The organism is Pseudomonas sp. NPDC086112, assembly GCF_044746425.1.
GTDB lineage: Bacteria > Pseudomonadota > Gammaproteobacteria > Pseudomonadales > Pseudomonadaceae > Aquipseudomonas.
Genome location: NZ_JBIVCD010000024.1, coordinates 1 through 26,054, shown reverse-complemented (window position 1 = coordinate 26,054; position 26,054 = coordinate 1). Strand labels below are relative to the sequence as shown.

Annotated in this window: 21 protein-coding genes; 11 read left to right on the top strand and 10 right to left on the bottom strand. The window is 60.5% G+C overall.

Features of this window, described 5'->3' with window-relative positions; translation table 11 throughout:
* Positions 1-239 precede the first annotated feature (239 nt).
* The 3 genes from ACIPLA_RS17445 to ACIPLA_RS17435 all read left to right on the top strand — a co-directional run bounded on the left by ACIPLA_RS17445 (position 240) and on the right by ACIPLA_RS17435 (position 4,705).
* Complete coding sequence (locus tag ACIPLA_RS17445) at positions 240-689, top strand: response regulator (RefSeq protein ID WP_401174523.1); 450 nt, start codon at positions 240-242, stop codon at positions 687-689.
* A gap of 152 nt (positions 690-841) precedes the next feature.
* Positions 842-1,462 carry a response regulator transcription factor gene (locus ACIPLA_RS17440; RefSeq protein WP_218399057.1) on the top strand — a complete coding sequence of 207 codons (621 nt, stop codon included), beginning with the start codon at positions 842-844 and terminating at the stop codon, positions 1,460-1,462.
* Positions 1,463-4,705: a transporter substrate-binding domain-containing protein gene (locus ACIPLA_RS17435; protein WP_401174520.1), complete on the top strand. Its 3,243-nt coding sequence runs from the start codon at positions 1,463-1,465 to the stop codon at positions 4,703-4,705. It abuts the gene before it with no gap.
* 3 nt (positions 4,706-4,708) lie between these two features.
* On the opposite strand, the gene dkgB is transcribed toward ACIPLA_RS17435, so the two are convergent.
* The gene (dkgB, locus tag ACIPLA_RS17430; protein ID WP_218399059.1) at positions 4,709-5,512 is read right to left on the bottom strand and encodes a 2,5-didehydrogluconate reductase DkgB; all 804 of its coding nucleotides are present in this window, start codon (positions 5,510-5,512) and stop codon (positions 4,709-4,711) included.
* Positions 5,513-5,766: 254 nt separating this feature from the next.
* Positions 5,767-6,675: a LysR substrate-binding domain-containing protein gene (locus tag ACIPLA_RS17425; RefSeq protein ID WP_192343250.1), complete on the bottom strand. Its 909-nt coding sequence runs from the start codon at positions 6,673-6,675 to the stop codon at positions 5,767-5,769.
* Positions 6,676-6,780: 105 nt separating this feature from the next.
* Here ACIPLA_RS17425 and ACIPLA_RS17420 point away from each other — a divergent pair, with 105 nt between their 5' ends.
* From ACIPLA_RS17420 to ACIPLA_RS17405, 4 genes are all read left to right on the top strand, one after another.
* On the top strand, positions 6,781-7,647 hold the full coding sequence (locus tag ACIPLA_RS17420) for a pirin family protein (protein WP_192343251.1): 867 nt from the start codon (positions 6,781-6,783) through the stop codon (positions 7,645-7,647).
* A 127-nt stretch (positions 7,648-7,774) separates the two neighbouring features.
* Complete coding sequence (gene ycaC, locus ACIPLA_RS17415; RefSeq protein WP_007907677.1) at positions 7,775-8,401, top strand: isochorismate family cysteine hydrolase YcaC; 627 nt, start codon at positions 7,775-7,777, stop codon at positions 8,399-8,401.
* A 185-nt stretch (positions 8,402-8,586) separates the two neighbouring features.
* Positions 8,587-10,032: a mechanosensitive ion channel domain-containing protein gene (locus ACIPLA_RS17410; protein ID WP_401174514.1), complete on the top strand. Its 1,446-nt coding sequence runs from the start codon at positions 8,587-8,589 to the stop codon at positions 10,030-10,032.
* Between the two features lie 244 nt (positions 10,033-10,276).
* Complete coding sequence (locus tag ACIPLA_RS17405) at positions 10,277-10,717, top strand: carboxymuconolactone decarboxylase family protein (protein ID WP_192343253.1); 441 nt, start codon at positions 10,277-10,279, stop codon at positions 10,715-10,717.
* Between the two features lie 9 nt (positions 10,718-10,726).
* Here ACIPLA_RS17405 and ACIPLA_RS17400 read toward each other — a convergent pair whose 3' ends face one another.
* Together ACIPLA_RS17400 and ACIPLA_RS17395 are read right to left on the bottom strand one after the other, a co-directional pair.
* Complete coding sequence (locus ACIPLA_RS17400) at positions 10,727-12,307, bottom strand: DHA2 family efflux MFS transporter permease subunit (protein WP_401174510.1); 1,581 nt, start codon at positions 12,305-12,307, stop codon at positions 10,727-10,729.
* On the bottom strand, positions 12,304-13,425 hold the full coding sequence (locus ACIPLA_RS17395; protein ID WP_401174508.1) for an HlyD family secretion protein: 1,122 nt from the start codon (positions 13,423-13,425) through the stop codon (positions 12,304-12,306). The genes ACIPLA_RS17400 and ACIPLA_RS17395 overlap by 4 nt, the downstream gene beginning before the upstream one ends.
* Before the next feature lie 348 nt (positions 13,426-13,773).
* Between ACIPLA_RS17395 and ACIPLA_RS17390 the strand changes: the two genes are divergently transcribed.
* The 3 genes from ACIPLA_RS17390 to ACIPLA_RS17380 all read left to right on the top strand — a co-directional run bounded on the left by ACIPLA_RS17390 (position 13,774) and on the right by ACIPLA_RS17380 (position 17,810).
* A complete protein-coding gene (locus ACIPLA_RS17390) occupies positions 13,774-14,274 on the top strand; it encodes a sigma-70 family RNA polymerase sigma factor (RefSeq protein ID WP_007907700.1) in 501 nt (166 codons plus the stop codon).
* 40 nt (positions 14,275-14,314) lie between these two features.
* The gene (locus ACIPLA_RS17385) at positions 14,315-15,289 is read left to right on the top strand and encodes a FecR family protein (protein WP_401174503.1); all 975 of its coding nucleotides are present in this window, start codon (positions 14,315-14,317) and stop codon (positions 15,287-15,289) included.
* A gap of 97 nt (positions 15,290-15,386) precedes the next feature.
* Positions 15,387-17,810 carry a TonB-dependent siderophore receptor gene (locus tag ACIPLA_RS17380; RefSeq protein ID WP_401174500.1) on the top strand — a complete coding sequence of 808 codons (2,424 nt, stop codon included), beginning with the start codon at positions 15,387-15,389 and terminating at the stop codon, positions 17,808-17,810.
* A 111-nt stretch (positions 17,811-17,921) separates the two neighbouring features.
* Here ACIPLA_RS17380 and ACIPLA_RS17375 read toward each other — a convergent pair whose 3' ends face one another.
* Complete coding sequence (locus ACIPLA_RS17375; RefSeq protein ID WP_192343258.1) at positions 17,922-19,073, bottom strand: MFS transporter; 1,152 nt, start codon at positions 19,071-19,073, stop codon at positions 17,922-17,924.
* Positions 19,074-19,241: 168 nt separating this feature from the next.
* Between ACIPLA_RS17375 and ACIPLA_RS17370 the strand changes: the two genes are divergently transcribed.
* Complete coding sequence (locus ACIPLA_RS17370; RefSeq protein ID WP_401174496.1) at positions 19,242-20,231, top strand: diaminopimelate epimerase; 990 nt, start codon at positions 19,242-19,244, stop codon at positions 20,229-20,231.
* A 112-nt stretch (positions 20,232-20,343) separates the two neighbouring features.
* Here the strand turns inward: ACIPLA_RS17370 and codA are convergent, their stop codons facing one another.
* The 5 genes from codA to ACIPLA_RS17345 all read right to left on the bottom strand — a co-directional run bounded on the left by codA (position 20,344) and on the right by ACIPLA_RS17345 (position 25,862).
* On the bottom strand, positions 20,344-21,588 hold the full coding sequence (codA, locus tag ACIPLA_RS17365; protein WP_063340985.1) for a cytosine deaminase: 1,245 nt from the start codon (positions 21,586-21,588) through the stop codon (positions 20,344-20,346).
* 13 nt (positions 21,589-21,601) lie between these two features.
* Positions 21,602-22,873: a cytosine permease gene (codB, locus tag ACIPLA_RS17360; RefSeq protein WP_401174494.1), complete on the bottom strand. Its 1,272-nt coding sequence runs from the start codon at positions 22,871-22,873 to the stop codon at positions 21,602-21,604.
* Between the two features lie 250 nt (positions 22,874-23,123).
* A complete protein-coding gene (locus ACIPLA_RS17355; RefSeq protein WP_123497895.1) occupies positions 23,124-23,954 on the bottom strand; it encodes an alpha/beta fold hydrolase in 831 nt (276 codons plus the stop codon).
* 216 nt (positions 23,955-24,170) lie between these two features.
* On the bottom strand, positions 24,171-24,527 hold the full coding sequence (queD, locus tag ACIPLA_RS17350; protein ID WP_003173033.1) for a 6-carboxytetrahydropterin synthase QueD: 357 nt from the start codon (positions 24,525-24,527) through the stop codon (positions 24,171-24,173).
* A 255-nt stretch (positions 24,528-24,782) separates the two neighbouring features.
* Positions 24,783-25,862: a patatin-like phospholipase family protein gene (locus ACIPLA_RS17345; protein ID WP_401174489.1), complete on the bottom strand. Its 1,080-nt coding sequence runs from the start codon at positions 25,860-25,862 to the stop codon at positions 24,783-24,785.
* Between the last annotated feature and the right edge of the window lie 192 nt (positions 25,863-26,054).

Sequence of the window (26,054 nt, the reverse complement as noted above, 5' to 3'; positions counted from 1 at the left end):
TAATGTGGGAGCGGGCTTGCTCGCGAAGAGGCCCGAAAAAACACCACAAATTTGAAATCCTGAACCCTCCTGATTAACTCCGCGCTGCAACAGCGCGGCGAAACCCGACCCGTTCCGAGGGCCATGTACTGAAGGGATAAATGGCGCAGTTTTTAGGAAACGTCCTACAGAACGCTTCCTCGGTCTTGCGTAGCCTTGCCGCCTCACTCATCAGTCATTGATTGACCTGGAGGCACGCGATGATCAACAAAACCTTGCGTATCCTGATCGCCGACGAACAGCATTTTCACCGGATGAAAACCGAGCGGCTGTTCAATCAGCTCGGTTATTACCGGGTGGCCCCGGTACAAAGCCTTGTGGAGATGCTGACCCTGATCGAGTACGCCTGCGAGCCATTTGACCTGGTGGTCATCAACGCGTCGCTGGCGGATGGGGCATTGAACCTGCTCGGGTTCTTCCTCGATAGCGGCCAGGTTCATCACGCCTTGATCTACGATGGCCGGCCGGCACAGTTGTCGCCGATCCCGGCCGCCGGTGTTAAACACAAGGTTCAACAAAAGGTTCAGGTGAGCCACGGGGCGCGACCGGATCTGGTGTCCATTCAACGGCTGATGGCGCTCATCGATCCGCCTGTGGGTGAAGCTTCACAGTCCCCCGTGCCTGCGCGATATCAGCATCAAATTGCTTGATTCTGGGTTGCCGCTCGTCGGAACTATCATTTCTGACAGGTACCTTCTTCCTGTCCGTCATGCAAAAGTCTTAGCGCAGCCGTTGCGTCCGGCACGTCGTTATCCGGCGTGCATTGGTGCGCAATCGTCAGATCTTTGCACAGGGAATTACCATGAAGTCAGTGCTGATTGTTGACGATCATCCGGTGGTACGCGGCGCAGTCAAAATCGTATTGGAGAAGGAGGGTTTCAAACGGATTTATGAGGCGTCCAGCGGTAGCGAGGCGTTGTCGATGCTCCGAGAGCATTCACCCACGCTGCTGGTGCTGGATCTGGTCATGCCCGAGGGCGATGGGCTGGATGTGCTGGATCGGATCAGGGCCAGTGATTGGTCATGTCTGGTACTGGTTTTCACGTCCCTGGATCCGCTGTTTTTTCAAGAGCGTTGCATGCGCGCCGGGGCCATGGCGTATGTCGCCAAGACCAACGACCTGAGTCAATTGCACAAAGCCGTGCATGCGGTCATGACCGGTTACACCTATTTTGCGCGGCTGCCTTCGGGATCGCAGGACGCCCTGCAACGCAGCGAAAAACAGATGATCGACAAACTCTCCAACCGCGAACTGACCATCCTGCAATACCTGGCCCGGGGCGCGAGCAACAAGGCCATCGCTGAGCTTATGCACCTGAGTCACAAGACCGTCAGCACCTACAAGACCCGCTTGATCGAAAAGCTTGGCGTGAACGCGGCGGTGCACCTGCGGGACTTCGCCAAGCGCAATCATCTGATCTGAATGAAACCGACCGTGCGCATCGTCCTGTTGGCCTTGATGTTGAGCCTTGTGCCGCACGTTTCAGCGGCACTGGCTGACGAGCCGCAACGGTTGCATTTGCTGGGGCGCTCCACCGTGGAGGGCTTTGAGGTCAAGCTGGATGAAAAGGACTGGCAATGGCTACGCGATAAACGAGCCCTTCGCCTGGGTGTAACGGGGGCGGATTACCCGCCGTTCGAAGTGACGCGTCACCGCGATGAACTGGAGGGCATCACGGCCGATTACGCCGAGCTGCTGGGGCAACTGCTGCATGTCAAAATCGACGTGCTGCGTTATGCCACTCGTGAGGCCGCCATGGACGCCCTCAAACGCCATGAGCTGGATCTGCTCGGAACCTCGAACAACTTCGAAGCGACCGACCCCGCGCTGACCCGGTCCCGAGCCTATGCCGAAGATCAGCCCATGCTGGTCACCCGACTGGACGAGCGAATGCCCGTCGACCTTGCCGGCAAACGCATCGCCATGGTCGAAGACTATTTGCAGGCGCAGACCGTTGAAGATTTTTATCCCGATGCAAGTTTGCAACTCTATCCCTCGGCACTCGATGCGCTCGGAGCGGTAGCGTTCGGGCCAGACGATGTGTACCTCGGAGACCTCATCAGCGCCAATTATCTGATCAACAATAACTACCTCAACAATGTTCATCTGGCGGGGCCTTCCGGTCTGGATGCCAATCTGTTCGGCTTTGCTTTGGCGAAGGACAATCCGAGTCTCAAAAGCATCATCGACAAGGCTCTGGCGGCGATTCCGATGGAACAGCGCGTGGTCATCGAAGTGCGCTGGAGTGCCGGCAGGGCTGATTCGGCGGGTCAGGAGCAGGTGCGTTTGAGCCCCAGTGAACAACGCTGGCTGGACCGGCATCCGACGGTCACTGTCGGTGCGATCGACAACTTTTCCCCGCTGACGTTCTACGATGCCCAAGGCCGGTTCAACGGGTTGACGGCGCAGTTGCTGACGCTGATCAGCCAGCGCAGTGGTTTGACCTTTCAGGTGCAACGCGGCCACTCACTGGACCGGCAGATTGAGCAACTCCAGGACGGCGAAATCGACCTGTTGCCTGTGGTCACTCCCAGTACCGAGCGTGAAGATGCATTGCTGTTTACCCGCGCCTACCTCAGCAATCCATTTGTGCTGGTCAGTGCAACGACGACGGGCAGCCCAAGGACGCTGGACGATCTGGCCGGTAAACGCCTGGCGATTTATCGTGGTCATCCGTTGTTCGGGTTCCTGCAGGCCCGGACGCCGCAGGTGCGCCTGGTCGAAGTGCAAAGCCCGGCCGAGGGCATGGAACGGGTGATCAAGGGGCAGGCTGATGCGACGCTCAGTTCATTGATCGTCGCCCGTTACCTGATCGCTCGGCACTACCCGGATCGTCTGCGCGTCAGCAGCACCGTCGGTGACCAACCCGCCCGTATCGCGTTGGCCACGCACCGCGGCGCGCTGGAGTTGCATTCGATTCTGAACAAGGCGTTGCTGAGCATTTCGCCTCAGGAAATGGACGATCTGGTGGCCCGCTGGAGCAATGATGTGGTGCTGGATGACAGCTATTGGCTACGCCATCGTCAAGGCATTCTTCAGGCGTTTGCCGTGGCTGGCGCCCTGTTGTTGCTCGCCCTGGGCTGGATCGCCTGGCAGCGCCGGCAAATCCGTCAGCGCCAGCACTGGTTACGGCAATTGCAGGAGGCCAAGAACGAGGCGGACGATGCCAACCGCGCCAAAACCACTTTTCTGGCCACCATGAGTCATGAGATCCGCACACCGATGAACGCCCTGATCGGCATGCTCGAACTGGCCCTCAAACGTGCGGACGAGGGCGTCACCGATCGCTTTGCCATTGAGGTGGCGTCCGGTGCCGCACAACAATTATTGGCGCTGATCGGTGACATTCTGGACATCGCCCGTATTGAGTCCGGGCATTTATCCCTGACACCTGAACGCGCCAATCTTCGGGAGCTGGTGGAGTCGGTGTGCCGGGTTTTCGAAGGCCTTGCACGGCAGAATGAACTGGCGTGGCGAATCGATCTGGATGAACACAGCGATTGCGACGTGTTGATCGACCCCACCCGTTTCAAGCAGGTGCTGTCCAATCTGCTGAGCAACGCCATCAAGTTCACCCGTGAAGGCGAGGTGAGCCTGACGCTGCGGGTGACGCCCGTGACGCCGGAGCATCTGACGGTCAGTGTGCGCATTGAAGACACCGGCATTGGCATCAGCGACGTCGATCGGCACCGGTTGTTCAGCCCGTTCGCCCAAGCCAGCAATAACCCGCAGTCAGTTCGCGGCGGCTCCGGGTTGGGCCTGGTAATCAGCCGCAGCCTGTGCGAAATGATGGGCGGCCAGTTGCAACTCGACAGCGTCCTTGGGCAAGGCACACAGGTCGACATCACCCTTGAGCTGATCGCACTGCAACCGTTGCCTTCCATTGCGGCAGTGGATAGCGGGGTGCAGGTGCCGACGCGGCCACTGACGATTCTGGTGGTCGACGATCACCCGGCTAATCGTTTGTTGCTTTCATGGCAACTGAGCCACCTGGGGCATCGCGTTCTGGAGGCTGAAGAGGGCGCCCGGGGGCTTGAGCTGTGGCGCGACTGTGAGTTCGATCTGGTGGTTACCGACTGCAATATGCCCAGGCTCAGTGGTTATGAACTGGCGGGTGCAATACGCGATGAAGAACGCGCCCAGGGATTACCGTCGACGCTGATTCTGGGCTTTACCGCCAATGCGCAGCCCGAGGAGAAAGTCCGCTGTCTGGAGGCAGGTATGGACGACTGCCTGTTCAAACCCATCCTGCTGGCGGATTTGAGCGCATGGCTGGCGTCCAGGTTTGCAAACGAAGCACCCGAGACGCTCGAAAAGCAACCCCCGCCCGAGATGGACTTGAGTGGCCTGGAGCAATACGTCGGTGCGGACCGCACACTGCTCGATCAGCTGGTGCGCAAACTGGTGGTGACCAATCGGGTTGATCGGGATGATCTGCTCAAGGCGCACGCCAGTGGCAATCGCCATGACCTGCAAGCCTTGGCGCACCGGATCAAGGGCGGTGCGCGCATGGTCCGGGCGATGCGTTTGATCGAGCATTGCGAGCAACTGGAGCGGGTCATCGATGAAGGGAACACGGTGCTGCTCGATGAAGCCGTCGATCGGTTGCAGCACGCAATGTCATCGCTGGACAAGTATTTGAGCGCAGATTTGAGTCAAGGCTGAAACTCAATCCCACTGCGGCGCAATGCCTTTGGGGCTGGTCAGCCGCTGGCCGCGATCCAGGCCTGCGATCAGCGCCATGTCGGCGTCGCTCAGGGTCAGGGCGCAGGCCTGCAGATTGCCTTGCAGGTTGGCGCGTTTGGTGGAGGAAGGAATCACCGCGTACCCAAGCTGCATGGCCCACGCCAGCGTGACTTGGGCCGGTGTCGCCTGAAGGCGATCGGCGATCTGCTGGATGAGCGGATCCTTCAGCACTTCGCCGTAGGCCAGGGTCATGTAAGAGGTGATCCGGATGCCTTGGCTTTGGGCGAATTCGACAACCTTGCGGTTTTGCAGGTACGGGTGCAGCTCGATCTGGTTGGTGGCGATGTTCTCGGCACCGATGGCAGTAATGGCCTGTTGCATCAGGTCGACCGTGAAGTTGGATACGCCGATCTTTCGGGTCAGGCCCAGTTGTTTGGCTTGGAGTAAGGCGCCCATGAATTCTTCGACCGGGACCTGATCTTCCGGCGACGGCCAGTGGATCAGCGTCAGGTCCAGGTAATCGGTTTGCAGCTTGTTCAGGCTCTCTTTAAGGCTGTCGATCAACCGGTCTTTGGCAAAGTTGGCGACCCAGATTTTGCTGGTGATGAACAGCTCGTCACGAGCAATGCCGCTGGTAGCGATGGCCTGGCCGACCTCGGCTTCGTTTTCGTAGATTTGCGCGGTATCGATGACCCGGTAGCCCAGCTCAAGACCAGTGCTCACCGAATCGATGACCACTTGGCCTTGCAAGCGAAATGTACCAAGACCGAATGCAGGGATAGACATCAATGACTCCAGGGGTTGCAGTGGGAATGAGCGGGAGTATCCCCGGCTGGCCCCTTGAGAAAAACCGCTGGTTGGGCAAAGCACTGTTTACCGTAAGTCATGAATGGGATGTTTCAGTGGCATTGATGGTGTTTGGTCCGACGCCTTCGCGAGCAAGCCCGCTCCCACATTGGATCTGTGGTGTACGCAGATCCAATGTGGGAGCGGGCTTGCTCGCGAAGGGCGCGACTCGGTGCTGGAACTTGACCCCACCCCTAAGCAATATCGCTATGGCTGAATTCCTCGCCCAGAAAGTCGATCAAGGTCCGCACCGACGGCAACAATCCGCGTCGTGAGGGGAAGATCGCGTGCACGATTCCGCACTTGGGGGCCCAGCCCGGCACCAGTTCCACCAGTCGGCCGGCGGCAATCTCATCGCGCACCACCACACTTGGCAGGTGGGCGATGCCTATGCCGGCGAGCACCGCGTGACGCAAGGCCAGCAAGTCGTCGGTGACCATCCGCGGGGAATGACGAATCAGCGCGCTGGCACCGTCGGCACCGAACAATTCCCACTGATATTCCCGCTGCGCGCCACCCCAATGCACGCTCGGCAGCCCACTGAGATCAGCCGGCGTGGCCGGTGACGACAAGCGCTGCAAAAACGCCGGAATGCCCACCAGGCATTGGGTGCTGTTGCCCAGCACCTTCATCACCATGTCGGTGTTTTCCAGTGGTGGAAAGCGCACGCGCAGCGCGATATCGAACCCTTCGTGGATCAGATCGACCCGGCGGTTGGTGCTTTCGATGAACAACTCCACCAACGGGTATTTGAGCATGTAGCGGGTCAGCATCGGCCCGACCCAGGAATTCAGCAGCGCGGTCGGGCAACTGATGCGCACCAGGCCCTGGGGTTCGGAGCGATTGCGTTCGATCAGTTCGGCGGCGCTTTCGGCTTCGACCCGCATGGCCAGGCAACGCTGGTAGTAAGCCTGGCCGATTTCGGTCAACGAGCAATGCCGGCTGCTGCGGTGCAGCAAGCGCACACCGAGGCGTTCTTCGAGCTCGGCAATGCGTCGGCTGAGCTTGGATTTGGGCATGTCCAGCGCGCGCCCAGCCGGGGCGAAACCGCGGTGCTCCACCACTTGGGTGAAGTAGTACAGGGTGTTGAGGTCTTCCACCATCGTTCTCCAAATAGAACGCTAAGGCTGATTTTTGCAGTCTAGCGCACCAAAGGCGCCGGTTTTAAGCTTTGTCCATCGCGTCAAACAACAGATTCGGAGGCAAAGATGAAAAACATCATCGGTATCTACACCAGCCCACGACCTCACTGGGTCGGCGACGGTTTTCCGGTTCGCACGCTGTTTTCCTACGACAACCTGGGCAAACACATCAGCCCGTTTCTGCTGCTGGATCACGCCGGCCCTGCCGAATTCACCCCGACCACCGAGCGTCGTGGCGTTGGTCAGCATCCGCACCGCGGTTTCGAAACCGTGACTATCGTCTACAAGGGCGAACTGGAACACCGCGATTCCACCGGCAGCGGCGGCAAGATCGGCCCCGGCGATGTGCAATGGATGACCGCAGCGTCGGGGATTCTCCATGAAGAGTTCCACTCCGAAGGTTTCGCCAAGAGCGGCGGCACCCTGGAAATGGTGCAGCTGTGGGTCAACTTGCCGGCCAGGGACAAGATGGCCGAGCCCGGTTACCAAACGATTCTCGACGCTGACATTCCGAGCATCCCACTGAAGAACAACGCTGGCAGCCTGCGCTTGATCGCCGGTGAGTTCGAAGGCCACAGCGGCCCGGCGCGGACCTTTACGCCAATCGATGTGTGGGACGTTCACTTGAACGCCGGCAAATCGCTGACCCTGGATCTGCACCAAGGGCGCAACACGGCACTGGTGGTGCTGCGCGGCACGGTTCAGGTCAACGGTGTGGAGTTGGTGCGAGAAGGGCAGTTGGCGTTGTTCGAACGCAATGGCAATCAGCTCAGTCTGGAAGCCAATAACGACGCCGTGGTGTTGCTGCTAAGCGGAGAGCCAATTGACGAGCCCATTGTTGGCCACGGCCCGTTCGTGATGAACACCGAGCAAGAAATTCACCAGGCCTTTGCCGACTTCCAGTCGGGACGCTTTGGCCGGATGAGTGATTGAAATCATTGTTGTAGCGCTGTGGCGTGCCGGGTTTGGCTGACTACGCTTGCCTGGCCACGTTTAAACGAAAAATCAGAGTTCACTTACGCCGGCCCGTTCGGCATCGATAAAAAGCGAGGATTACCCCATGACTACTTCCTACAAACGTCTCGACAAGGATAACGCCGCCGTTCTGCTGGTCGATCATCAGGCAGGTTTGCTTTCTCTGGTGCGCGACATCGATCCGGACCGTTTCAAGAACAACGTGCTGGCCCTGGCCGACCTGGCCAAGTACTTCAAGCTGCCAACGATTCTGACCACCAGTTTCGAAACCGGCCCCAACGGCCCGCTGGTGCCGGAACTCAAGGAGTTGTTCCCGGATGCGCCGTACATCGCTCGCCCAGGCCAGATCAATGCCTGGGACAACGAAGACTTCGTCAAGGCGATCAAGGCTACCGGCAAGAAACAGCTGATCATCGCCGGTGTGGTGACCGAAGTCTGCGTGGCGTTCCCGGCGCTGTCGGCACTGGCCGAAGGTTTTGAGGTGTTCGTGGTGACCGATGCTTCCGGCACGTTCAACGAACTGACCCGTCAATCGGCGTGGGATCGCATGTCTTCGTCCGGTGCCCAACTGATGACCTGGTTCGGCCTGGCCTGTGAACTGCATCGCGACTGGCGCAACGACGTGGAAGGTCTGGCGACTTTGTTCTCCAACCACATTCCGGACTACCGCAATCTGATGACCAGCTACAACACCCTCACCAACAGCAAGTAATTAATGTGGGAGCGGGCTTGCTCGCGAAAGCGGTGTAACAGTCGACATTATTGTTGAATGTGAAGCAGCCTTCGCGAGCAAGCCCGCTCCCACATTGGTTTTGTGGTGTTTTGCCGATCGCAGGCTTCGCCAGCTCCTACAATCTGTGAGATCTTCGCGCCATTGGCCCTTACTGGAGTTGCTTGATGCTGTCACTGCTTACCGATCACCCGTTGCTCAGCGCGCTGATTCTGATCCTGATCGATCTGGGATTGTGGCGTTTGATCACGGCCAGCGGCAGCAACTGGAAACTGGTGGTGCGGCTGGTGATTTTCGCGCTGTTCAGCATGCTGCTGTTCAACGAAGGCTTGAACCCCATGGAGCCGGCGCCCTGGGCCGACAACGTGCCGTTGCACCTGGCGGCAACCGGTTTGCAAATTGGCTGGTGGCTGTTCGCAGCGCGCACACTGACGGTGTTGCTGGGCGCGGTGATGATGCAACGGGTCGGGCACACCGGGCGTTTGTTGCAGGACTTGCTCGGCGCGGTGATTTTCCTGATCGCGGTCATCGCCGCCCTGGCGTACGTGCTCGAGTTGCCGGTCAAGGGCGTGCTGGCAACCTCTGGTGCGTTGGCGATCATCGTCGGCCTGGCCTTGCAAAGTACCCTCAGCGACGTGTTTTCCGGGATCGTCCTCAACACCACAAAGCCCTATCAACTGGATGACTGGATCTCCATCGACGGCACCGAAGGCCGGGTCACCGACATCGACTGGCGCGCCACGCGCCTGCAAACCGCCCAAGGCAGCATGGCGGTGATTCCCAACTCCCTGGCGGCCAAGGCCAAGATCGTCAACTTCAGTCGCCCCAGCGATATTTTCGGCGTCTCGATCAGCTTGCAAGTGAGCCCCCACGCTCGTCCGCAAACGGTGATCGATGCGCTGGAGCGGGCCATGCAGGGCTGCCGCTTTCTGTTGAACAAACCGGCACCGTGCGTGGCGTTGAAAAGCTCCGGCAGCACCGGCGTGGAGTATGAAATCAGCGGTTTCGTGGTGTCCATGGATCAGAAGCGCATGGTACGTAATCAGCTGTTCGATCTGGCGTTCCGGCACTTGCAGGCGTCCGGTGTCAGCCTGTTGTCGAGCGTTGAACCCAACGCGCCTGCTGCGCTGTCACGGCAGCGGGCGTTGCTGGATAGCTCGAACATCTTCTCGACCCTGCGTCAGGAAGAGAAAGAAACCTTCAGCCAGAACATGAAGCTGCAAACCTTCCGCGCCGGGGAAATGATCCTGCCGGCGGGGGAGGTGAGCGATCACCTGTTCATCATCGAGTCCGGCGTGGTGTCGGTCGCCCTGAGCCGCGGTGGCAAAAAGTTCGAGGCCGGGCGCATGGGACCGGGTGAGGTGATTGGCGAGGCCGGGATTTTGTCCGATGAATCGGCGCTCGCCGACTTTTCGGCCAAGACCTTTTGCACGCTCTACCGCATCGAGAAGGAATACCTCAAGCCATGCCTGGATGCGCGGCATGACATCAGCGAAGCGATGAAGGCGTTGTTCGATTACCGGATGCATACGGCTCAGACGCTGATTCAGGAAACACCCAAGGTGGTGGAGAAAAAGGGGTTTTTGCAGTGGTTGCGCAAGCGTAGCGGCTGATGTGTTGGTTGCCTGTTCGGGCCCCTTCGCGAGCAAGCCCGCTCCCACATTAGATCTTCAGTGAACACAGGTTTTGTGTCCGGCGAAGTCCAATGTGGGAGCGGGCTTGCTCGCGAAGGGGCCTGAGCCATCACTGAATATCTTCCGGCCGATTGGCATCCTCAACTTCCCAATAATTGGCTATTTGTACAACGTCAGGTCGGCATTAACGTAGCGCCAACCTCACCTGTTATTGGAGCTCACCATGCAACCTCGTATCGATTTCTACACCGCCTCCCCGGATGGCCTGAAAGCCATGATGGCCCTGGAAGCCGCCGTCTCGAAGCTGCCGCTGGAAAAGTCGCTGATCGAACTGGTCAAGCTGCGCGCATCACAGATCAACGGCTGTGCCTTCTGCATCGACATGCACACCGCCGATGCCATCAAGGGTGGGGAAACGCCACGCCGGCTGTTTGCCGTGACGGCCTGGCGCGAGGCACCGTTCTTCACCGATCGTGAACGCGCCGCACTGGCCTGGACCGAGTCCTTGACCCAACTGAGCCTGACCCACGCCCCGGACGAAGACTATGCACTGCTCAGCGCCGAGTTCAGCCCCAAGGAAATGGTCGACCTGACCGTGGCGATTTCCACCATTAACAGCTGGAATCGGCTGGCCGTGGGTTTTCGCAAAATGCCTCAAGAGTAAGAATCGGGCTCAATGCGCATCAGCACTCGGCGCGGCCGGTGGTTGCACCTTGCGCATCAAGGGCACCATCGCCGTGGCGAGGATGAAGCAGACCATGATCATCAGGAACGCGTCGCCGTAGGTTTGCGTCTGCGCTTCGCGGTAGGTCAGCAGCCACAACTGACGCAGGCTGGCGTCACCGCTTTGGCCGAGGGCGGCGAAGTTATTGCCGACCTGGGACAGCCACTGATTGAGTGCTTCGTTGGTGCTGTTGAGGTTCTCCGCCAACCGGGTGAAGTGCAGGTTGGTGCGGTCATTGAGGATCGTGGCGCACGCCGCGATACCCATCGCGCCGCCGAGGTTGCGCATCAGGTTGAACAACCCCGAAGCATGTTTGAGCCGCGCGGGCGCCAGTCCGCCGAGGGTCAGGGTCACCGCGGGCGGCACTGCCAGTTGTTGAGCGATCCCGCGCAAGGCTTGCGGCAGCATCAACTCTTTAGCCCCCCAGTCATGGGTGATCGGGCTGAAATCCCACATCGACAGGGCGAACAGCCCAAGGCCGGTCATCATGATCCAGCGCAAGTCGATGCGGTTGGCCAGAAAGGCGTACAGCGGAATCGCCAGAATCTGGAACACCCCGGTGGAAAAAACCGCCAAGCCAATGTCCAGCGCACCGTAACCGCGCACCCGGCCGAGAAACAGTGGCGTCAGGTAAATTGTCGCGAACAGGCCGATCCCCGTGACGAACGAAAAGAAACAGCCGAGGGCGAAGTTGCGGTCTTTCAAGGCACGCAGATCGACGATCGGATTGGCCACGTGCAGGGTTCGACCAATGAAGGCCAATCCGGCCAGGCCGCTGATCCAGGCGGTGGTCAGAATCGTGCTGTCGCTGAACCAGTTCCAGCGCGGGCCTTCTTCGAGGGTGTATTCCAGGCAGCCGAGAAACACCGCCATGAACAGCATGCTCAGGTAGTCGGCGCCCTTGAGCAGCGACAATTCCGGCTGGTCGATTTTCACCAGCATCGGCACCGCCACCGCAACGAAAATCCCCGGCACCAGGTTGATGTAGAACAGCCAGTGCCAGGACGAAATGTCGGTGATCCAGCCACCGATCACCGGCCCCAGCGTCGGTGCCAGCGAGGCCACGGCGCCGATGGTCGCGGCGGCGATCACCCGTTGTTTACCAGTGAAGAAAAAGAACGCGGTGGTGAACACCAGCGGGATCATCGAACCACCGAGAAACCCTTGCAGGGCGCGAAAGGCGATCATGCTCTGGATGTTCCAGGCCGCGCCGCAGAGCAGGCTGGCCAAGGTGAAACCCACCGCCGACGCGCAGAACAACCAACGGGTCGAGAACACCCGGGACAGCCAGCCCGACAGCGGAATCACGATGATTTCGGCGATCAGGTAACTGGTCTGCACCCACGCGGTTTCGTCAGTGCCGGCCGAAAGCCCGCCGCCGATGTCACGCAGCGACGCCGAGACGATCTGGATGTCCAGCAGCGCAATGAACATGCCGATGCACATCGTGGCGAAGGCGAACACCTTGGTTGCCGTCGTCATGTTGGCGGCATTGAACGGCTGCGCAGGGGCGGCGAGGGCGCGGTTCATGGCGCGCTGGCCACGGTCGGGGTTTCAGGCTCGGCGCGGGTGTCCACTTCGGCCGTCACCGACAGACCAGGACGCAGATGACCGAGCACGCCGTCGGCCGGATCAAGCAGGATCCGCACCGGCACCCGCTGAACAATTTTGGTGAAGTTGCCGGTGGCGTTTTCCGGTGGCAGCACGCTGAACTGCGAACCACTGGCCGGCGCGAGGCTGTCCAGATGACCGTGGAATTCACGCCCCTTGAGCACGTCCGCATGAACGATCACACGCTGGCCCGGCGTCATCCGCGACAGCTGATCTTCCTTGAAATTGGCATCAACCCACAGCCCGCTGGCCGGCACCACCGACAACAGTTGCGAACCGGCCTGGGCGTAAGCGCCGACCCGTGCCCGACGATTGCCGATCACGCCGTCGACGGGGGCTTTCAACTCGGTGTAACCGACGTTCAACTGCGCCAGATCACGCTCGGCCCGCGCCTGGATCAACGCGGCGCGTGCTTGCTGCTTCTGGGTTTCGATCACGTTTAACTGACGTTGCGCGGCCAGCAGTTCGGCCTGAGCCCGGGCACTCTGCGCCTGTGCAGTCTTGAAGGTAGCGTCGGCCCGTTGCGCGCTTTCCACCGAGACGGCATTGCTGTTCACCAGGCGTTTGTAGCGGGCATTATCGTCCCGCGAGCGGGCCGTTTCGGCGCCGGTGGCATCGATGCCGGCGCGGGCCTGGCCGATCACCGCGTGTTGCAGTTGTTCGGTGGCGTCGAGGTTGGCGAGTAACGCTTCTTCGGCAGCCACCGCACCCTCGGCCTTCGCCAGGTTGGCGCGATAGTCGCGGGCGTCGAGCCGAATCAGCACATCGCCGGCCTTGACCTTCTGGTTGTCGGTGACCAGCACCTGTTCGATATACCCCGCGACCTTCGGCCCGATCACCGTGACGTCGCCACCGATGTAGGCATCGTCGGTTTCTTCGATGAAACGGCCGGCGGTCCACCAATGGGTTGCGTACAGCCCGATAAACACCAGCGCCGCGATGGCCACCGTCAGCAAGAGCAGCCTTTTAAGCAGGGGAGGCTTGGGTATGTTCATCGCGACAGCAAGGTCGGGTTCAGGGCTGGGCATGCTGGTCATGGATCTCTACCTATGAAAAAACGGTGATTTATTATAAATGTAATATGACGTAGGTAATATTTAGTGGCAATGGGTTTCTGCTACCGGTCGTCTGGTGGACGTTTCGACCGCCGGGGAGCCTTGCACATACCCTGTGGGAGCGGGCTTGCTCGCGAAAGCAGTGTATCAACCGACATTGATGTCGACTGACACACCGCTTTCGCGAGCAAGCCCGCTCCCACATTTTCGATCATCGCTATACACAGATTTTGTGGGGGGACAGGTCCTCTCGTCGACACTCCGAGGAATGATTTGCCGGGCTTAATAGGAAGCATTACTATTCGCGCCTCCTCTCCACAGCACACCGCAATGACCCCCAAGCTGCCCCGCAGACACGGCTTTTTCGAGCATTACGAAGAGTTGATCGGCACCTGGACCCGTCGCCTGAGAAATCGTCAGCAGGCCGAGGACCTGGCCCACGACACCTTCGTGCGGGTGCTTGAGTCCGATTCGGCGGCGGTGCAACAACCTCGGGCGTATTTGCACCAGACCGCACGCAACATTGCGGTGGACGGGTATCGGCGTGAGGATCGGCGGGGGGCCATGGAGTCGGAGGCGATTGATCACAGTGTGTCGTCGTCCGGCGACCCGGAGCATTTCATGCACGCGATCCAGTTGGCCGATTCCATCGAACGGGCGCTCACCGAGTTGCCGGTCAACTGCCGCAAGGTGTTCGTCTGGCAGAAGATCGAAGGCCTGACCCAGGCCGAAATCGCCGAACGCCTGGGGCTGTCCAAGAACATGGTGGAAAAGTATATGATCCGCACCCTGCGGCATTTGCGTGATCGTCTGGACGGGTTACAACCATGATTCGCCGCACCTTCTCATCCCCGGCCAAACAGGACTTTCCATGATGGATACTCGTGATTGTGCGTGCGGGCAAACAACGGTTCGCGACGACGCGGCGCGGTGGTTTGTGCGTTTGCAGGAGCCTGCCGTCAACGCCGAAGAGCGGCGAGGTTTCGAGGTCTGGCTGGACGAACACCCGCAGCATCGTGACGAATATCAAATTCTCCAGAGCCTGTGGGCGGCAGCCGATCTGCTGCCGGCCAAGCGTTTGCACGCCTTGTGCGAAACTTCGCCGGCCCGCGGCAAACGTCGTCCGTTGGTGCGTTATGCAGTGGCCGCCAGTGTGTTGGTAGTGGCGCTCGGCCTGGGGTTGTTCAGTGGCTTGAACCCTCCGGCGACCTACACGGCTGAATATTCCACGGCCCTTGGCGAGCGTCGTCATGTGGCGTTGCCGGACGGTTCGGTGATCGATCTGAACAGCCGCAGCCAGGTGCAGGTGCGCTATGAAAAGGATCGTCGCGGCATCGAGTTGACGCAAGGCGAGGCGATGTTCAGCGTCGAGCACGACAGCAGCCGACCGTTCGTGGTCGAGGCGGGCAGCGGTAAAGTGACCGTCACCGGCACCCGTTTCGACGTGCGTCGCGACAGCGCCGAAACCCGGGTCGCGGTGGAGCAGGGCACGGTCAAGGTTCAAGGCGACGGCGACGAATTCGTCAGTCTCACCGCCGGCCTCGGTACTCGCGTCGATGCCCAGGGCAAGGTGGCCGTCGCCTATGCGGTCAACCCTGCGGAACTGACCGCATGGCGCAGCGGAAAACTGGTGTTCAACAACGCCAGCCTCAGCGAAGTGGCCGAAGAAGTGTCGCGCTATCGGGAAAAACCGCTGACGGTTGGTAGTGCCAAAGTGGGCAATCTACGCCTGACCAGCGTGTTCAAATCCGACAACACCGACGCACTGCTAAAGGCCTTGCCGAGCATTCTGCCGGTGGCCATCCGCACCCTGGATGACGGCAGTCAGGAAATAATTGCCCGATAGGTTCAGGTTTTTTTCGAGTTCTTCGTCTACTTGTCCAACTGCAACTGGTTTGCATTAACAGCCGCACACTCTTGCGATCCACAGGACAATGTTCGACGTGAAAAAAACCATCGCTAAAAATAACAAATCATCCTGGCTGCCCCTCGCTCTCGCCCTGGCGGTCAGTTCGGCGCTGCCCCAGGCGTTCGCTGCGGATACCATTCATATTCAGGCGCAGCCGTTGGGCCAGGCCTTGAGTCAGCTGGGCCAGCAAACCTCGCTGCAGGTTTTTTTCAGCCCTGAACTGGTGGCCGGCAAACAGGCTCCGGCAGTCGACGGCAATCTTTCACCGGAACAAGCCTTGCGCCAATTGCTGCAAGGCAGTGGTCTGGAATACCGGATCGATGAAGGCTCGGTGACCCTGATGCCAGCCCCGACTTCCGCCGCCAACGGCCCGCTGGAACTGGGCGTGACCGACATCAAAGTGGTCGGCGACTGGCTCGGCGATGCCGACGCCGCGGTGGTGCAAAACCATCCCGGCGCGCGCACGGTAATCCGTCGTGAAGCCATGGTCGAGCAGGGCGCCATGAACGTTGGTGACGTGCTGCGTCGTGTACCCGGCGTGCAAGTGCAGGACGCCAACGGCACCGGCGGCAGCGATATTTCCCTGAACGTTGGCGTGCGCGGCCTGACCTCACGCCTGTCGCCACGCTCCACCGTGCTGATCGACGGCGTGCCGGCCGCCTTCGCCCCTTATGGCCAACCGCAGCTGTCCATGGCGCCGATTTCCTCCGGCAACCTCGACAGCATTGACGTGGTGCGCGGCGCCGGTTCCGTGCGTTATGGGCCGCAGAACGTCGGTGGCGTGATCAACTTCGTTACCCGGGCGATCCCGGAGAAAGTCACCGGCGAAATCGGCACCACCCTGGAAACCACTCAGCGCGGCGGCTGGAAACACATCGACACCGCGTTTCTCGGTGGCACCGCCGATAACGGCATGGGCGTGGCGCTGTTGTATTCCGGGGTGAACGGCAACGGTTATCGCAAAAGCAACAACAGCAATGACATCGACGACGTGATCCTCAAGACCCATTGGGTACCTACCGATCAGGACGATTTCAGCCTCAATTTCCATTACTACGATGCCAGCGCCGACATGCCCGGCGGCCTGACGCAGAAGCAGTACGACGCCGATCCGTTCCAGTCCGATCGTGACCATGACAACTTCAGCGGCCGCCGCAAGGACGTGTCCTTCAAGTGGATTCGGCAGATCGACGACCGCACCCAGGCCGAAGTGCTGACCTACTATTCCGACAGCTTCCGTGGCAGCACCATCGCCGCACGCGACCAGAAAACCCTCAGCTCCTATCCGCGTACTTATTACACCTTCGGCATCGAACCGCGGGTGTCCCATGTATTCGATCTGGGCCCGACCACGCAGGAAGCCAGCGTCGGTTATCGCTACCTGAAAGAAGGCATGCATGAAGAGGCGAGCCGCCTGGCGCTGGTGAACAATCAGCCGGTGGTTACCAAAACTTCCGATGGCCATGTGTTCCAGGATCGCACCGGCGGCACCGAAGCCCATGCCGTGTACATCGATGACAAGATCGACGTCGGCAACTGGACCGTGACCCCCGGCATCCGTTTTGAAAGCATCAGCACTGAATGGCACGACCGGCCGGTTCTCGACACCGCCGGCAAACCTGTTCAGGAAAAGCGCCGCAGCATCGACAGCAACGAGCCGCTGCCGGCCCTGAGCGTGATGTATCACATGTCCGAGGCCTGGAAGCTGTTCGCCAACTACGAAACCTCGTTTGGCAGCCTGCAATATTTCCAGCTCGGTCAGGGTGGTTCGGGTGACAACACCGCCAACGGCCTGAACCCGGAAAAGGCCAAGACCTACGAGATCGGTACGCGCTACAACGATGACGTGTGGGGCGGGGAAGTGACGCTGTTCTACATCGACTTCGATAAAGAACTGCAATACATCAGCAACGATGTGGGCTGGACCAACCTCGGCGCCACCACGCACCAGGGCCTTGAAGCCTCGGTGCACTACGACATGGCGGCGCTGGACCCTCGGCTCGACGGCCTGACCGCCAACGCCGGTTTCACCTACACACGCGCCGTTTATGAAGGCGAGATTCCAGGCTTCAAGGGCCGTGACCTACCGTTCTACTCGCGTCAGGTGGCGACCGCCGGCCTGCGTTACGACATCAACCGCTGGACCTACAACCTCGATGCCTTTGCCCAGTCCAAACAGCGCTCGCCAGGCACCGCGGTGAACGCTGATGGCAGCTTCAGCGGCAACTACATCACCGAAGGCAGCGCGGACGGCCAGTACGGCGACATCCCGGGTTACGTCACCTGGAACGTGCGTGGCGGGTATGACTTTGGCTCGCACCTGTCGAACCTGAAAGTCGGGGCAGGGGTGAAGAACATCTTCGACAAGCAGTACTTCACCCGCTCCAGCGACAACAACGCGGGGATGTACGTCGGCGCACCGCGTACGTTCTTTGTGCAGGCCAGCGTCGGGTTCTGATAGACCGAGGTGAATTCATTCGCGGGCAAGCCTCGCTCCTACGGATTTGTGTCGTTCGCATTGTCGGCGCACGACACAAATCCGTAGGAGCGAGGCTTGCCCGCGAAGCTTTTAAACCTTCAACACCTTTCCGCCAATCGCCACTGCCACCAGCAACACCGCCATCAACCCAAAGGCAAAACTCAAGCTGCTGCCGTGGGCGATAAAGCCGATCACCGCAGGCCCGGCGAGAATCCCTGCATAGCCCAACGTGGTAATGGCCGGCACGGCGATGCTTTCCGGCATGACGGTCTGTTTGCCGACGGCGGTATAGAGCACCGGCACAATGTTTGAACAGCCAGCGCCCAGCAGCGCATACCCCACCAGCGCCGCTTCCCAACTCGGGGCAAATGTCGCCAGTGCCAGGCCCGCCGCGGCCGTCAGCCCACCGAATACAATCACCCGCGTATAACCAAGACGCCGAACAATCCTGTCGCCGGTCAAGCGCCCGACGGTCATGGTCAGCGCAAACGCCGCATAACCCAGCCCGGCATACGCGGTGTCGATTCCGCGCTCCTGCGCCAGGAACACCGCGCTCCAGTCGAGCGCCGCGCCTTCGGCCAGGAACACGATGAAACACATCCCGCCGATAAACAGCACGATGCCATGGGGCACGGCGAATGCCGGCCCGGAGCTTTCACTGCCGTAAGGCAACAGGTGCGGCGCGGCTTTAAGCAATGCCAGCACTAGAATCACGATCACCACCAACATCGCCCCCAGCGGCGAAAAACCCAAACCGAGCAGGGCGCTGACACCCGCCGCGCCGACGATCCCGCCGAGGCTGAACAGCCCATGAAACCCCGACATCATGTTCTTGCCGCTGGCCCGCTCGACGATCACCGCTTGCAGGTTCACCGTCGAATCCACCGTGCCCAGGCCCGCGCCGAACATGAACAACGCGGCGATCAACGCCGGAATCGAAGACACCGTCGCCAACAGCGGCAGTGCCGCACAGATCAACAAAGTCCCGCCGCTCAACACCCGACGGCAGCCGAAGCGCGTAGCCAGAATCCCGGCCATGGGCATCGCCAGAATCGAGCCCACCCCCAGACACAGCAGTAACAGCCCGAGGGTTCCTTCATCCAGCCCGGCCCGCGCCTTGGCGTAAGGCACCAGCGGCGCCCAGGCCGCGATGCCGAAGCCTGCGATGAAAAAGGCGATGCGGGTGGACATCTGTTCCAGACGTCCGGGGACGAAGGTGGCTTGGGTGTTGAGGCTGGTCATATCGATCCTTGGCAAAAAACGTCGCGTCCCCAAGGGACAGTGAACTACCGCAAAGGGTTCGATCACCTCGTCCGGGCGGGCTGCCGTCAGGCAGGGTGACATCCTTGCACAGCCAGTCGCTGTTTCGCGATATCGTCGACGCATCAATTGTTCATAGAGGGGGGCGCCATGACGCGGATGTACGATGCTCGAGGGAATATCTACACGGTGGTGGCGCCTGACACCCTGCGCGGCAGCGGTATCGAGCTGCCTGAACAGGCCAGCCGTGCCGCGCAAATCCGGGAGACCTGGGCGTTGTCGGCCATCGAGGCATTCTGCGGCTGGGCTCCCGGGACACAACCACCCGGCAGCAAGGCACATCGCTGCGATGGCTTGCTGGTGGGGCCGTTTCAATCGTCGCCGCCGTTTGACCTGCTGATCGTCAACACCGACGGCAGCCTGGCCGAGCGCAGTGGCAATGGCCTGACGATTTTTTCCCAGGCCCTGAGTGAACAAGGGCTGATGCCGGAAGAGGCCTGTCAGCTGCGGGTTCATCACGACAAGAGCGACGCGGTTTCGCCGGTGGAGACTTCAGTGAAACCCGCTGAAATCGATGGTGTGCAAGGGTTCTGGCTGGACCTGGGGCGGCCATCGTTCGGCCCTGAGGCGGTGGGTGCGCAAGGTGTTGAACCCGTGACGTTGACGGGGCGCGAAGTCAGTCATGTGCGGCCGTTGTCGGCGCTCAATCCTGCCTGGAACCACAGCCAGTTCGTGCGCATAGGTAATCCCCATTGCGTAACGTTGGTGACAGACGCCGTTGCGTTGCCGAGTAACGCGCAGATGCGCGAACCGGGGTTGGCCGACGGCTTGACCCGCATCGCTTACGCCATGCCGACCGGGGCAGGGCAGCCATGCGCGGCAGGGGTGAACCTGCAATGGGCGATGCTTGAATCCGAGGGCCGAATCGTTGCGCGGGTGTTCGAGCGTGGCGAAGGGCCGACCGCCTCGTCGGGCACCAGCGCCAGTGCGGTGGTGTGTGCGGCGTGGCGCGTGGGTTGGGTGGCGGCGGGGGAAGTGAAGGTGGTCATGCCTGGCGGCACGGCGCCGATTTTGCTGGAGGAAATGGATGGCGAATTGAGTCGGGTCAGATTGTTTGGTACGGCGCGGTTGATGGGTTGAATTCAAGATCGCCTTCGCGAGCAAGCCCGCTCCCACAGTAGTTTTGCGTCGATCACAAATCCACTGTGGGAGCGGGCTTGCTCGCGAAGGGGCCATCACATTCAACGATGTTTCAGCTCAGACCACTGAATTCCACCACCGGCATCTGCCGCTTCATCAACACCTTACCCTCGCGAACCGAATACAGCGGCAAACCCTGGCTGCGAATCACCTCATAATCGCTGTCCGCCGACAGAATCAGCAGATTCGCCGGTCGCCCTTGTTCCAGCCCATAACGATCACCCAGGTTCATGGCCTTGGCACTGTTGTCGGTTACCAGATCCAGCGCACTTTGCAGATTGCGATAACCGAGCATGTGGCAGATGTGCAACCCAGCCTCGAGCACCCGCAAAATGTTGCCGTTACCCAACGGATACCACGGGTCGACGATCGAGTCCTGGCCGAAGCACACGTTCATCCCCGCCTCGAGCAACTCATTCACTCGGGTCACGCCGCGGCGTTTCGGGAAGCTGTCGAAGCGTCCTTGCAGGTGAATGCTTTCGGTGGGGCAGGAGACAAAACTGATCCCCGAATGCCCGAGCAGCCGAAAAAGCTTGGCGCAGTAGGCGTTATCGTAGGAGCCCATGGCCGTGGTGTGGCTGGCGGTGACGCGCGAACCCATGTCGCGGCTGCGGGCCTCTTCGGCCAGCACTTCAAGGAAACGTGAGTGCGGGTCGTCGGTTTCGTCGCAATGCACGTCCACCAGACAACCGGTGCGCTCGGCCAGGTCCATGAGAAACTTCACCGAACTGACGCCCTGATCCCGGGTGTACTCGAAATGCGGAATGCCCCCGACCACATCGGCGCCCAGGCGGATCGCTTCTTCCATCAGCTCCCGACCGTTGCGGTACGACTCGATGCCTTCCTGGGGGAACGCGACGATTTGCAGATCGATCAGATGACGGCTTTCCTCGCGGACTTCAAGCATCGCCTTGAGCGCCGTCAGCTCCGGGTCAGTGACGTCGACGTGGGTGCGCACATGCTGAATGCCGTGGGCGGCGAGGGTCTGGATGGTCTTCTTGGCGCGGGTCTTGGTGTCTTCGTGGGTGATGGTCGCCTTGCGCTCGCCCCAGCACTCGATGCCTTCGAACAGCGTGCCGCTCATGTTCCAGCGCGGCTCGCCGGCGGTCAGGGTGGCATCGAGGTGAATGTGCGGCTCGACGAAGGGCGGCACCACCAGATTACCGCCGGCGTCCAAGTCGTCAGGCCCCAGTGACGGGGCTTCGGTTTGCCGGGCGATGCTGTGAATCAGGCCGTTTTCCAGGTGCAACTCATGCAGGCCTTCTTGGTTACGCAGACGGGCGTTGATGATGTGCATCAGGCAATCCTTCTTATAGATCTTGGAGTGGCGCGTCGGCGGTACGGGCACCCAGTACGCCGGTCAATAACACATACGTTAGCGCGGCAGCGGCAATCCCTACCAGCGGCGCGACCCATGGCGAGTTGAAGGCGGCGACCGTGCCGACCGCATAGGCAGTCAGGCCAGACCAGTTGAACGCGGGCAATTGTGTATCCGCCAGGCGGGGATAGTGACCCCGATAGCGAAAGAAAAAGTCCGCCATGATCACCCCGCCAATCGGCGGAATGACCGTGCCCAGCAGAATCAGGTAAGGCACCAGCATGTCGTACATGCCCAGCAGCGCCAGCAGCGTGCCGATCACCGCGCCGGCCAGGGTCACGGTTTTTCGACGGTCGGTGCGCAGCAGGTTGCAGCCAGCGACGGCGAAGTTGTAGATGGTGTTGTCCTGAGTACTCCAGATGTTGAGCAGCAACATCGCCATCGCGGCCATGGCGAAGCCTTGCAACAGCAGCACTTCGACCACATCCGGTTGCTGATAGACGATGGCGCCGTAGGCACCGATCAACACCATCAGACCGTTGCCGACGAAGAAGCCGATCAGGCTCGCCAGCACCGCCACCCGCGCCGAACGGGAGAAGCGTGTCCAGTTGGTGGCTTGCGTCGCACCGCTGACGAATGTGCCGAACACCAGGGTAATGGCGGTCGACCAATCCAGCGTTCCTGTCGGCACCACCGCGAGCAAGCCCTCGAGCCCGCCGACCTTCACCGTGGCGACCCACATCGACAACATCAGCAGCAACATCATGGCCGGTACGGCGATGTATGACAGAATCTCCAACCCGCGATAGCCGATGTATGCCGTGGCGCAGAAACCCAGGCCGAACAGCACCATCAGCCCCAGAACTGTGCCCTCGCTTAGCTCGAAATATTTGCCCAGCACCACTGCCGCCGTTGCGGTGCCCCAGGCGTACCAGCCGATCTGGGTGAAGCCGAGGATCAAATCGCTGAGCTTGCTGCCCACTTCACCAAAGCAGAAACGTCCCATCAGCACCGAGTTCAGGCCGCTCTTGAAGGCGATGTAGCTCAGCGCCGCGGCGTAGATCCCCAGCAGCAGATTGCCGACGATAATCACCGTCATCATCTCGCCGAAACTGAACGCCACACCGAGCTTGCCGCCGGCAAACATGGTCGCGGTGAAGAAGGTAAAACCCAGTAGCACCATGGCGGTGGAGGCAAGTCCCTTGCGGGCATGCATCGGGACTTCGCTGAGGGGGTAATCGTTGCCCGAATCGTTCTGCGTCATGTGGCGTTCCTTGCTGGATGGAGGACGCGGGGGGTGTTGCAGTGCTCGTGCCAAAGCTGAGCTGGCGTAATTATTTATAGTCGAGCGCGCAGATTTAGCGGGTGGCGGGCACGAAAGCGGTGCAATTGAAGGAACACAGCACCCATGTGGGAGCGGGCTTGCTCGCGAAAGCGGCCTGACATTCAACAATGATGCTGGCTGACACACCGCTTTCGCGAGCAAGCCCGCTCCCACAATGGATTCGGTTTTTTCAGGGGGAATTGTGCAGGGGCAAAAACCGCAATATCGCCGCCACAATCACCTCCGGCGCATCCTCCTGAACCAGATGCCCGGCATTGGCAATGGCATGAAACTGCGACCCCGCAATCATCTGTTGCAGCGCCCGGCCGCGCTCGATGGGAATCCACTGATCGTCCTCTCCCCAAAGAATCTGCACCGGGCAGCGAACCGTCGGATACAGCCCTTCGACCTCGCGGGTATAACGTTCATCCATCTGCGCGATCTGCCGATAGAACGCTGCTTGCCCAGGCTCCCCAAGCCATGGCCGCACATAGGGCGCCAGCTCTTGATCGGGAATCTCGCGCTTGATCGCGCCGCGAATATAGGCCGGCACAATCGCCTGCTGAATGTAATCGGGCAATCCGCTGAATGCGGCTTCATGCTGACGCACATGCTGCACGAATGGCGAACCCCAGGGCGACAGCGCCACTGGATCGATCAGCGTCAGGCTGCGGTAATCCTTGCCATTGAGCAGATGCGCGCGCAACGCAGTGGCGCCGCCGAAATCGTGGGCCACCACGTCTGGCCGTTGCAGGCCCCAGTGCTCCAGCAATTGCGCCAACAGCTGGTTTTGTACGCCCAGCGACACATCGCCGTCCGGCTGTGTGGATTGCCCGTAACCCAGCAGATCGAAGTAGTGCACCCGGTGCGTGGTGATGAAGTGCGGCGCAATCCGGTGCCATACATAAGAAGAGAAGGGCGTGCCATGCACGAACACCAGCGGCGGCCCGTCGCCACGCACGGCGTAGCGTACGGAATGCCCGTTGAAGCGATAGGTCTGAGCCAGCGGCCAGTCAGCCATGGGAGCGTCCTCTTGGCGTGTGCGAGCCAAGAAGCATAGGCATAAAAAAACAGCCATTGAAGGCTGTTTTATTATTCACTGACGAAACGCAGTTCCACCTGTGGGAGCGGGCTTGCTCGCGAAGGCGTCGTGTCAGGCTACATCGATGTTGACTGTGCCGCCGCCTTCGCGAGCAAGCCCGCTCCCACAGGGGATTTTCGTTGTCTTTAGATCGGTTTACTCACCGCGATAGATGCAACCGCTGGTGCAGGTCTCGTGGATGCGAATCGCGCTGAGTTCCGGCAGCAGGGGCTTCAATTCATTCCAGATCCACTTGGCCAGCACTTCGCTGGTCGGATTTTCCAGGCCGGGAATGTCGTTCAGGTAGTTATGGTCCAGGCGCTCGTAGAGCGGCTTGAAGATCGCCTTGATTTCCGAAAAGTCGCGGATCCAGCCGGTGTGCGGATCGAGGTCGCCGCTCAGGTGAATCGCCACTTTGAACGAGTGACCGTGCAGGCGACCGCACTTGTGGCCGTCTGGCACGTGGGGCAGGCGGTGGGCGGACTCGAAGGTAAACTCTTTGAAGATTTCCACAGTGATGTTCAGCTCTGTCAGGTGGCGATCGCCGCGGCGATAGGGGCAGGTGGCGAGTTTACCAGCTTGTGTTTGGCGATGCGGGAAAACACTGACCAGTGTCCTGTCTCACCAATACGTTCCTCTTTTGGCGAGTGGCTGTTGTCGTCAGGCAAGGCGCCGCGACGAGTCATAGCTCGCTATGGCGAGGAGCGGCAACGCAGCATGGCGACAACAGCCACCGTCAAAAAGGAAAAGTATTGGCGAGACAGGGCACTAGAGGGTCAGCAAGCGCTCGCCGAGGCGACCGTTGGCGGTCAGTTCGAGAAACTCGTCACCCATCCGGCGGCTTTCATCCATCGTCACGCGCCAGTACTTTTGCCGGCTCGGGGCATCGCCCATGAAGCGCTTGAAGTCGTTACGGTCCGGCAGTTTGCCGTAGGGCAGGCGCGCCAGATATTCCTTTGACGGCGCCAGCAACAGTACATCCTGCAAGCGCGCAGGACAGGCGCGGCGCCACGGCAGGGTCTTGTCGAACCAGCCGGGGATCACTCGATCAGTGAAGTGCGGATACAGCATGATGTCGTTACCGCTGTAGGGCAAGTCGAGGTGATAGTCCAGCAGTCCGCCATCGCGAAACGTCCCGGCGCCAGCACCCGGCAGGTCGCGCACGCCTTGCATGACCATCGGGATCGAACCGGAGGCGAGCAGGGCCTGGCGCAGGTTGCCGGCATCCAGCGCAACGAAGCGCGACGGGAAGTCATTCAGCGCGTTGACCGGTGGCGCCAGACGCGGGTCATGGAGGATCAGCCGCTCGAAATGCCGCGACAGCCGCGCCCGCCCGCACAGGTTGTCAGCGATCACCGATGACAGGCCCAGCCCCAGCCGACCGCGATGATCGTCCGCCAGCAGGCCGTGACTTTTGACCACCATGATGTTCAGTCGGTAGTGGGCGTTGTCCAGAATCGAGGCATCGCGGCCGTCGAGCAAGTCATCGAGCATGCGCCGGGAACTCTGGCTGATCTGCGCCATGGTCACGCCCTTGGCGAAATTCTGCTCGGTGTACAGATGACCGAGGCGGCGGATGCCTTCGGCGGCATCCGGCAGGCAGGCGCTGGCGAACCGCCAGGAACCCACCGAGGCGCCGATCAGCGAACGCTCCCGGGGCGCCGCCGGCAGCCATTCGCCGAACAGCGCCAGATCCAGCCCCTGAATTCCCAACGCTTTCGGGCCACCGGCAGCGCCCGGCAGCGTGCCCACATCGGCGGCGCTCAAGCCATTTGCACGGATGCGCGCCAAGGCTCGCGGGCCGGCCTTGACAGTCAGGGAAGGGAACTTGATGTGGATCGCGGTCATAACCGGTCTCGATGTCTGGCAGGCGGCGATTATGTGGGAGCGGGCTTGCTCGCGAAAGCGGTGTAACAGTCGACATTTTTGCTGAATGTTGAACCGCCTTCGCGATGTAGAAACGGATACATCCTTTACAATCGAGACCGGGGACATCCTTTACGTTTTTGTGGGTTTGAAAGGCGGTTTTCACCGCTTTTC

Coding starts and splice junctions, on each gene's coding strand:
- ACIPLA_RS17445 (WP_401174523.1), top strand. CDS start 240: ATGATCAACAAAACCTTGCGTATCCTGATCGCCGACGAACAGCATTTT.
- ACIPLA_RS17440 (WP_218399057.1), top strand. CDS start 842: ATGAAGTCAGTGCTGATTGTTGACGATCATCCGGTGGTACGCGGCGCA.
- ACIPLA_RS17435 (WP_401174520.1), top strand. CDS start 1,463: ATGAAACCGACCGTGCGCATCGTCCTGTTGGCCTTGATGTTGAGCCTT.
- dkgB (WP_218399059.1), bottom strand. CDS start 5,512: ATGTCTATCCCTGCATTCGGTCTTGGTACATTTCGCTTGCAAGGCCAA.
- ACIPLA_RS17425 (WP_192343250.1), bottom strand. CDS start 6,675: ATGGTGGAAGACCTCAACACCCTGTACTACTTCACCCAAGTGGTGGAG.
- ACIPLA_RS17420 (WP_192343251.1), top strand. CDS start 6,781: ATGAAAAACATCATCGGTATCTACACCAGCCCACGACCTCACTGGGTC.
- ycaC (WP_007907677.1), top strand. CDS start 7,775: ATGACTACTTCCTACAAACGTCTCGACAAGGATAACGCCGCCGTTCTG.
- ACIPLA_RS17410 (WP_401174514.1), top strand. CDS start 8,587: ATGCTGTCACTGCTTACCGATCACCCGTTGCTCAGCGCGCTGATTCTG.
- ACIPLA_RS17405 (WP_192343253.1), top strand. CDS start 10,277: ATGCAACCTCGTATCGATTTCTACACCGCCTCCCCGGATGGCCTGAAA.
- ACIPLA_RS17400 (WP_401174510.1), bottom strand. CDS start 12,307: ATGAACCGCGCCCTCGCCGCCCCTGCGCAGCCGTTCAATGCCGCCAAC.
- ACIPLA_RS17395 (WP_401174508.1), bottom strand. CDS start 13,425: ATGACCAGCATGCCCAGCCCTGAACCCGACCTTGCTGTCGCGATGAAC.
- ACIPLA_RS17390 (WP_007907700.1), top strand. CDS start 13,774: ATGACCCCCAAGCTGCCCCGCAGACACGGCTTTTTCGAGCATTACGAA.
- ACIPLA_RS17385 (WP_401174503.1), top strand. CDS start 14,315: ATGATGGATACTCGTGATTGTGCGTGCGGGCAAACAACGGTTCGCGAC.
- ACIPLA_RS17375 (WP_192343258.1), bottom strand. CDS start 19,073: ATGACCAGCCTCAACACCCAAGCCACCTTCGTCCCCGGACGTCTGGAA.
- ACIPLA_RS17370 (WP_401174496.1), top strand. CDS start 19,242: ATGACGCGGATGTACGATGCTCGAGGGAATATCTACACGGTGGTGGCG.
- codA (WP_063340985.1), bottom strand. CDS start 21,588: ATGCACATCATCAACGCCCGTCTGCGTAACCAAGAAGGCCTGCATGAG.
- codB (WP_401174494.1), bottom strand. CDS start 22,873: ATGACGCAGAACGATTCGGGCAACGATTACCCCCTCAGCGAAGTCCCG.
- ACIPLA_RS17355 (WP_123497895.1), bottom strand. CDS start 23,954: ATGGCTGACTGGCCGCTGGCTCAGACCTATCGCTTCAACGGGCATTCC.
- ACIPLA_RS17345 (WP_401174489.1), bottom strand. CDS start 25,862: ATGACCGCGATCCACATCAAGTTCCCTTCCCTGACTGTCAAGGCCGGC.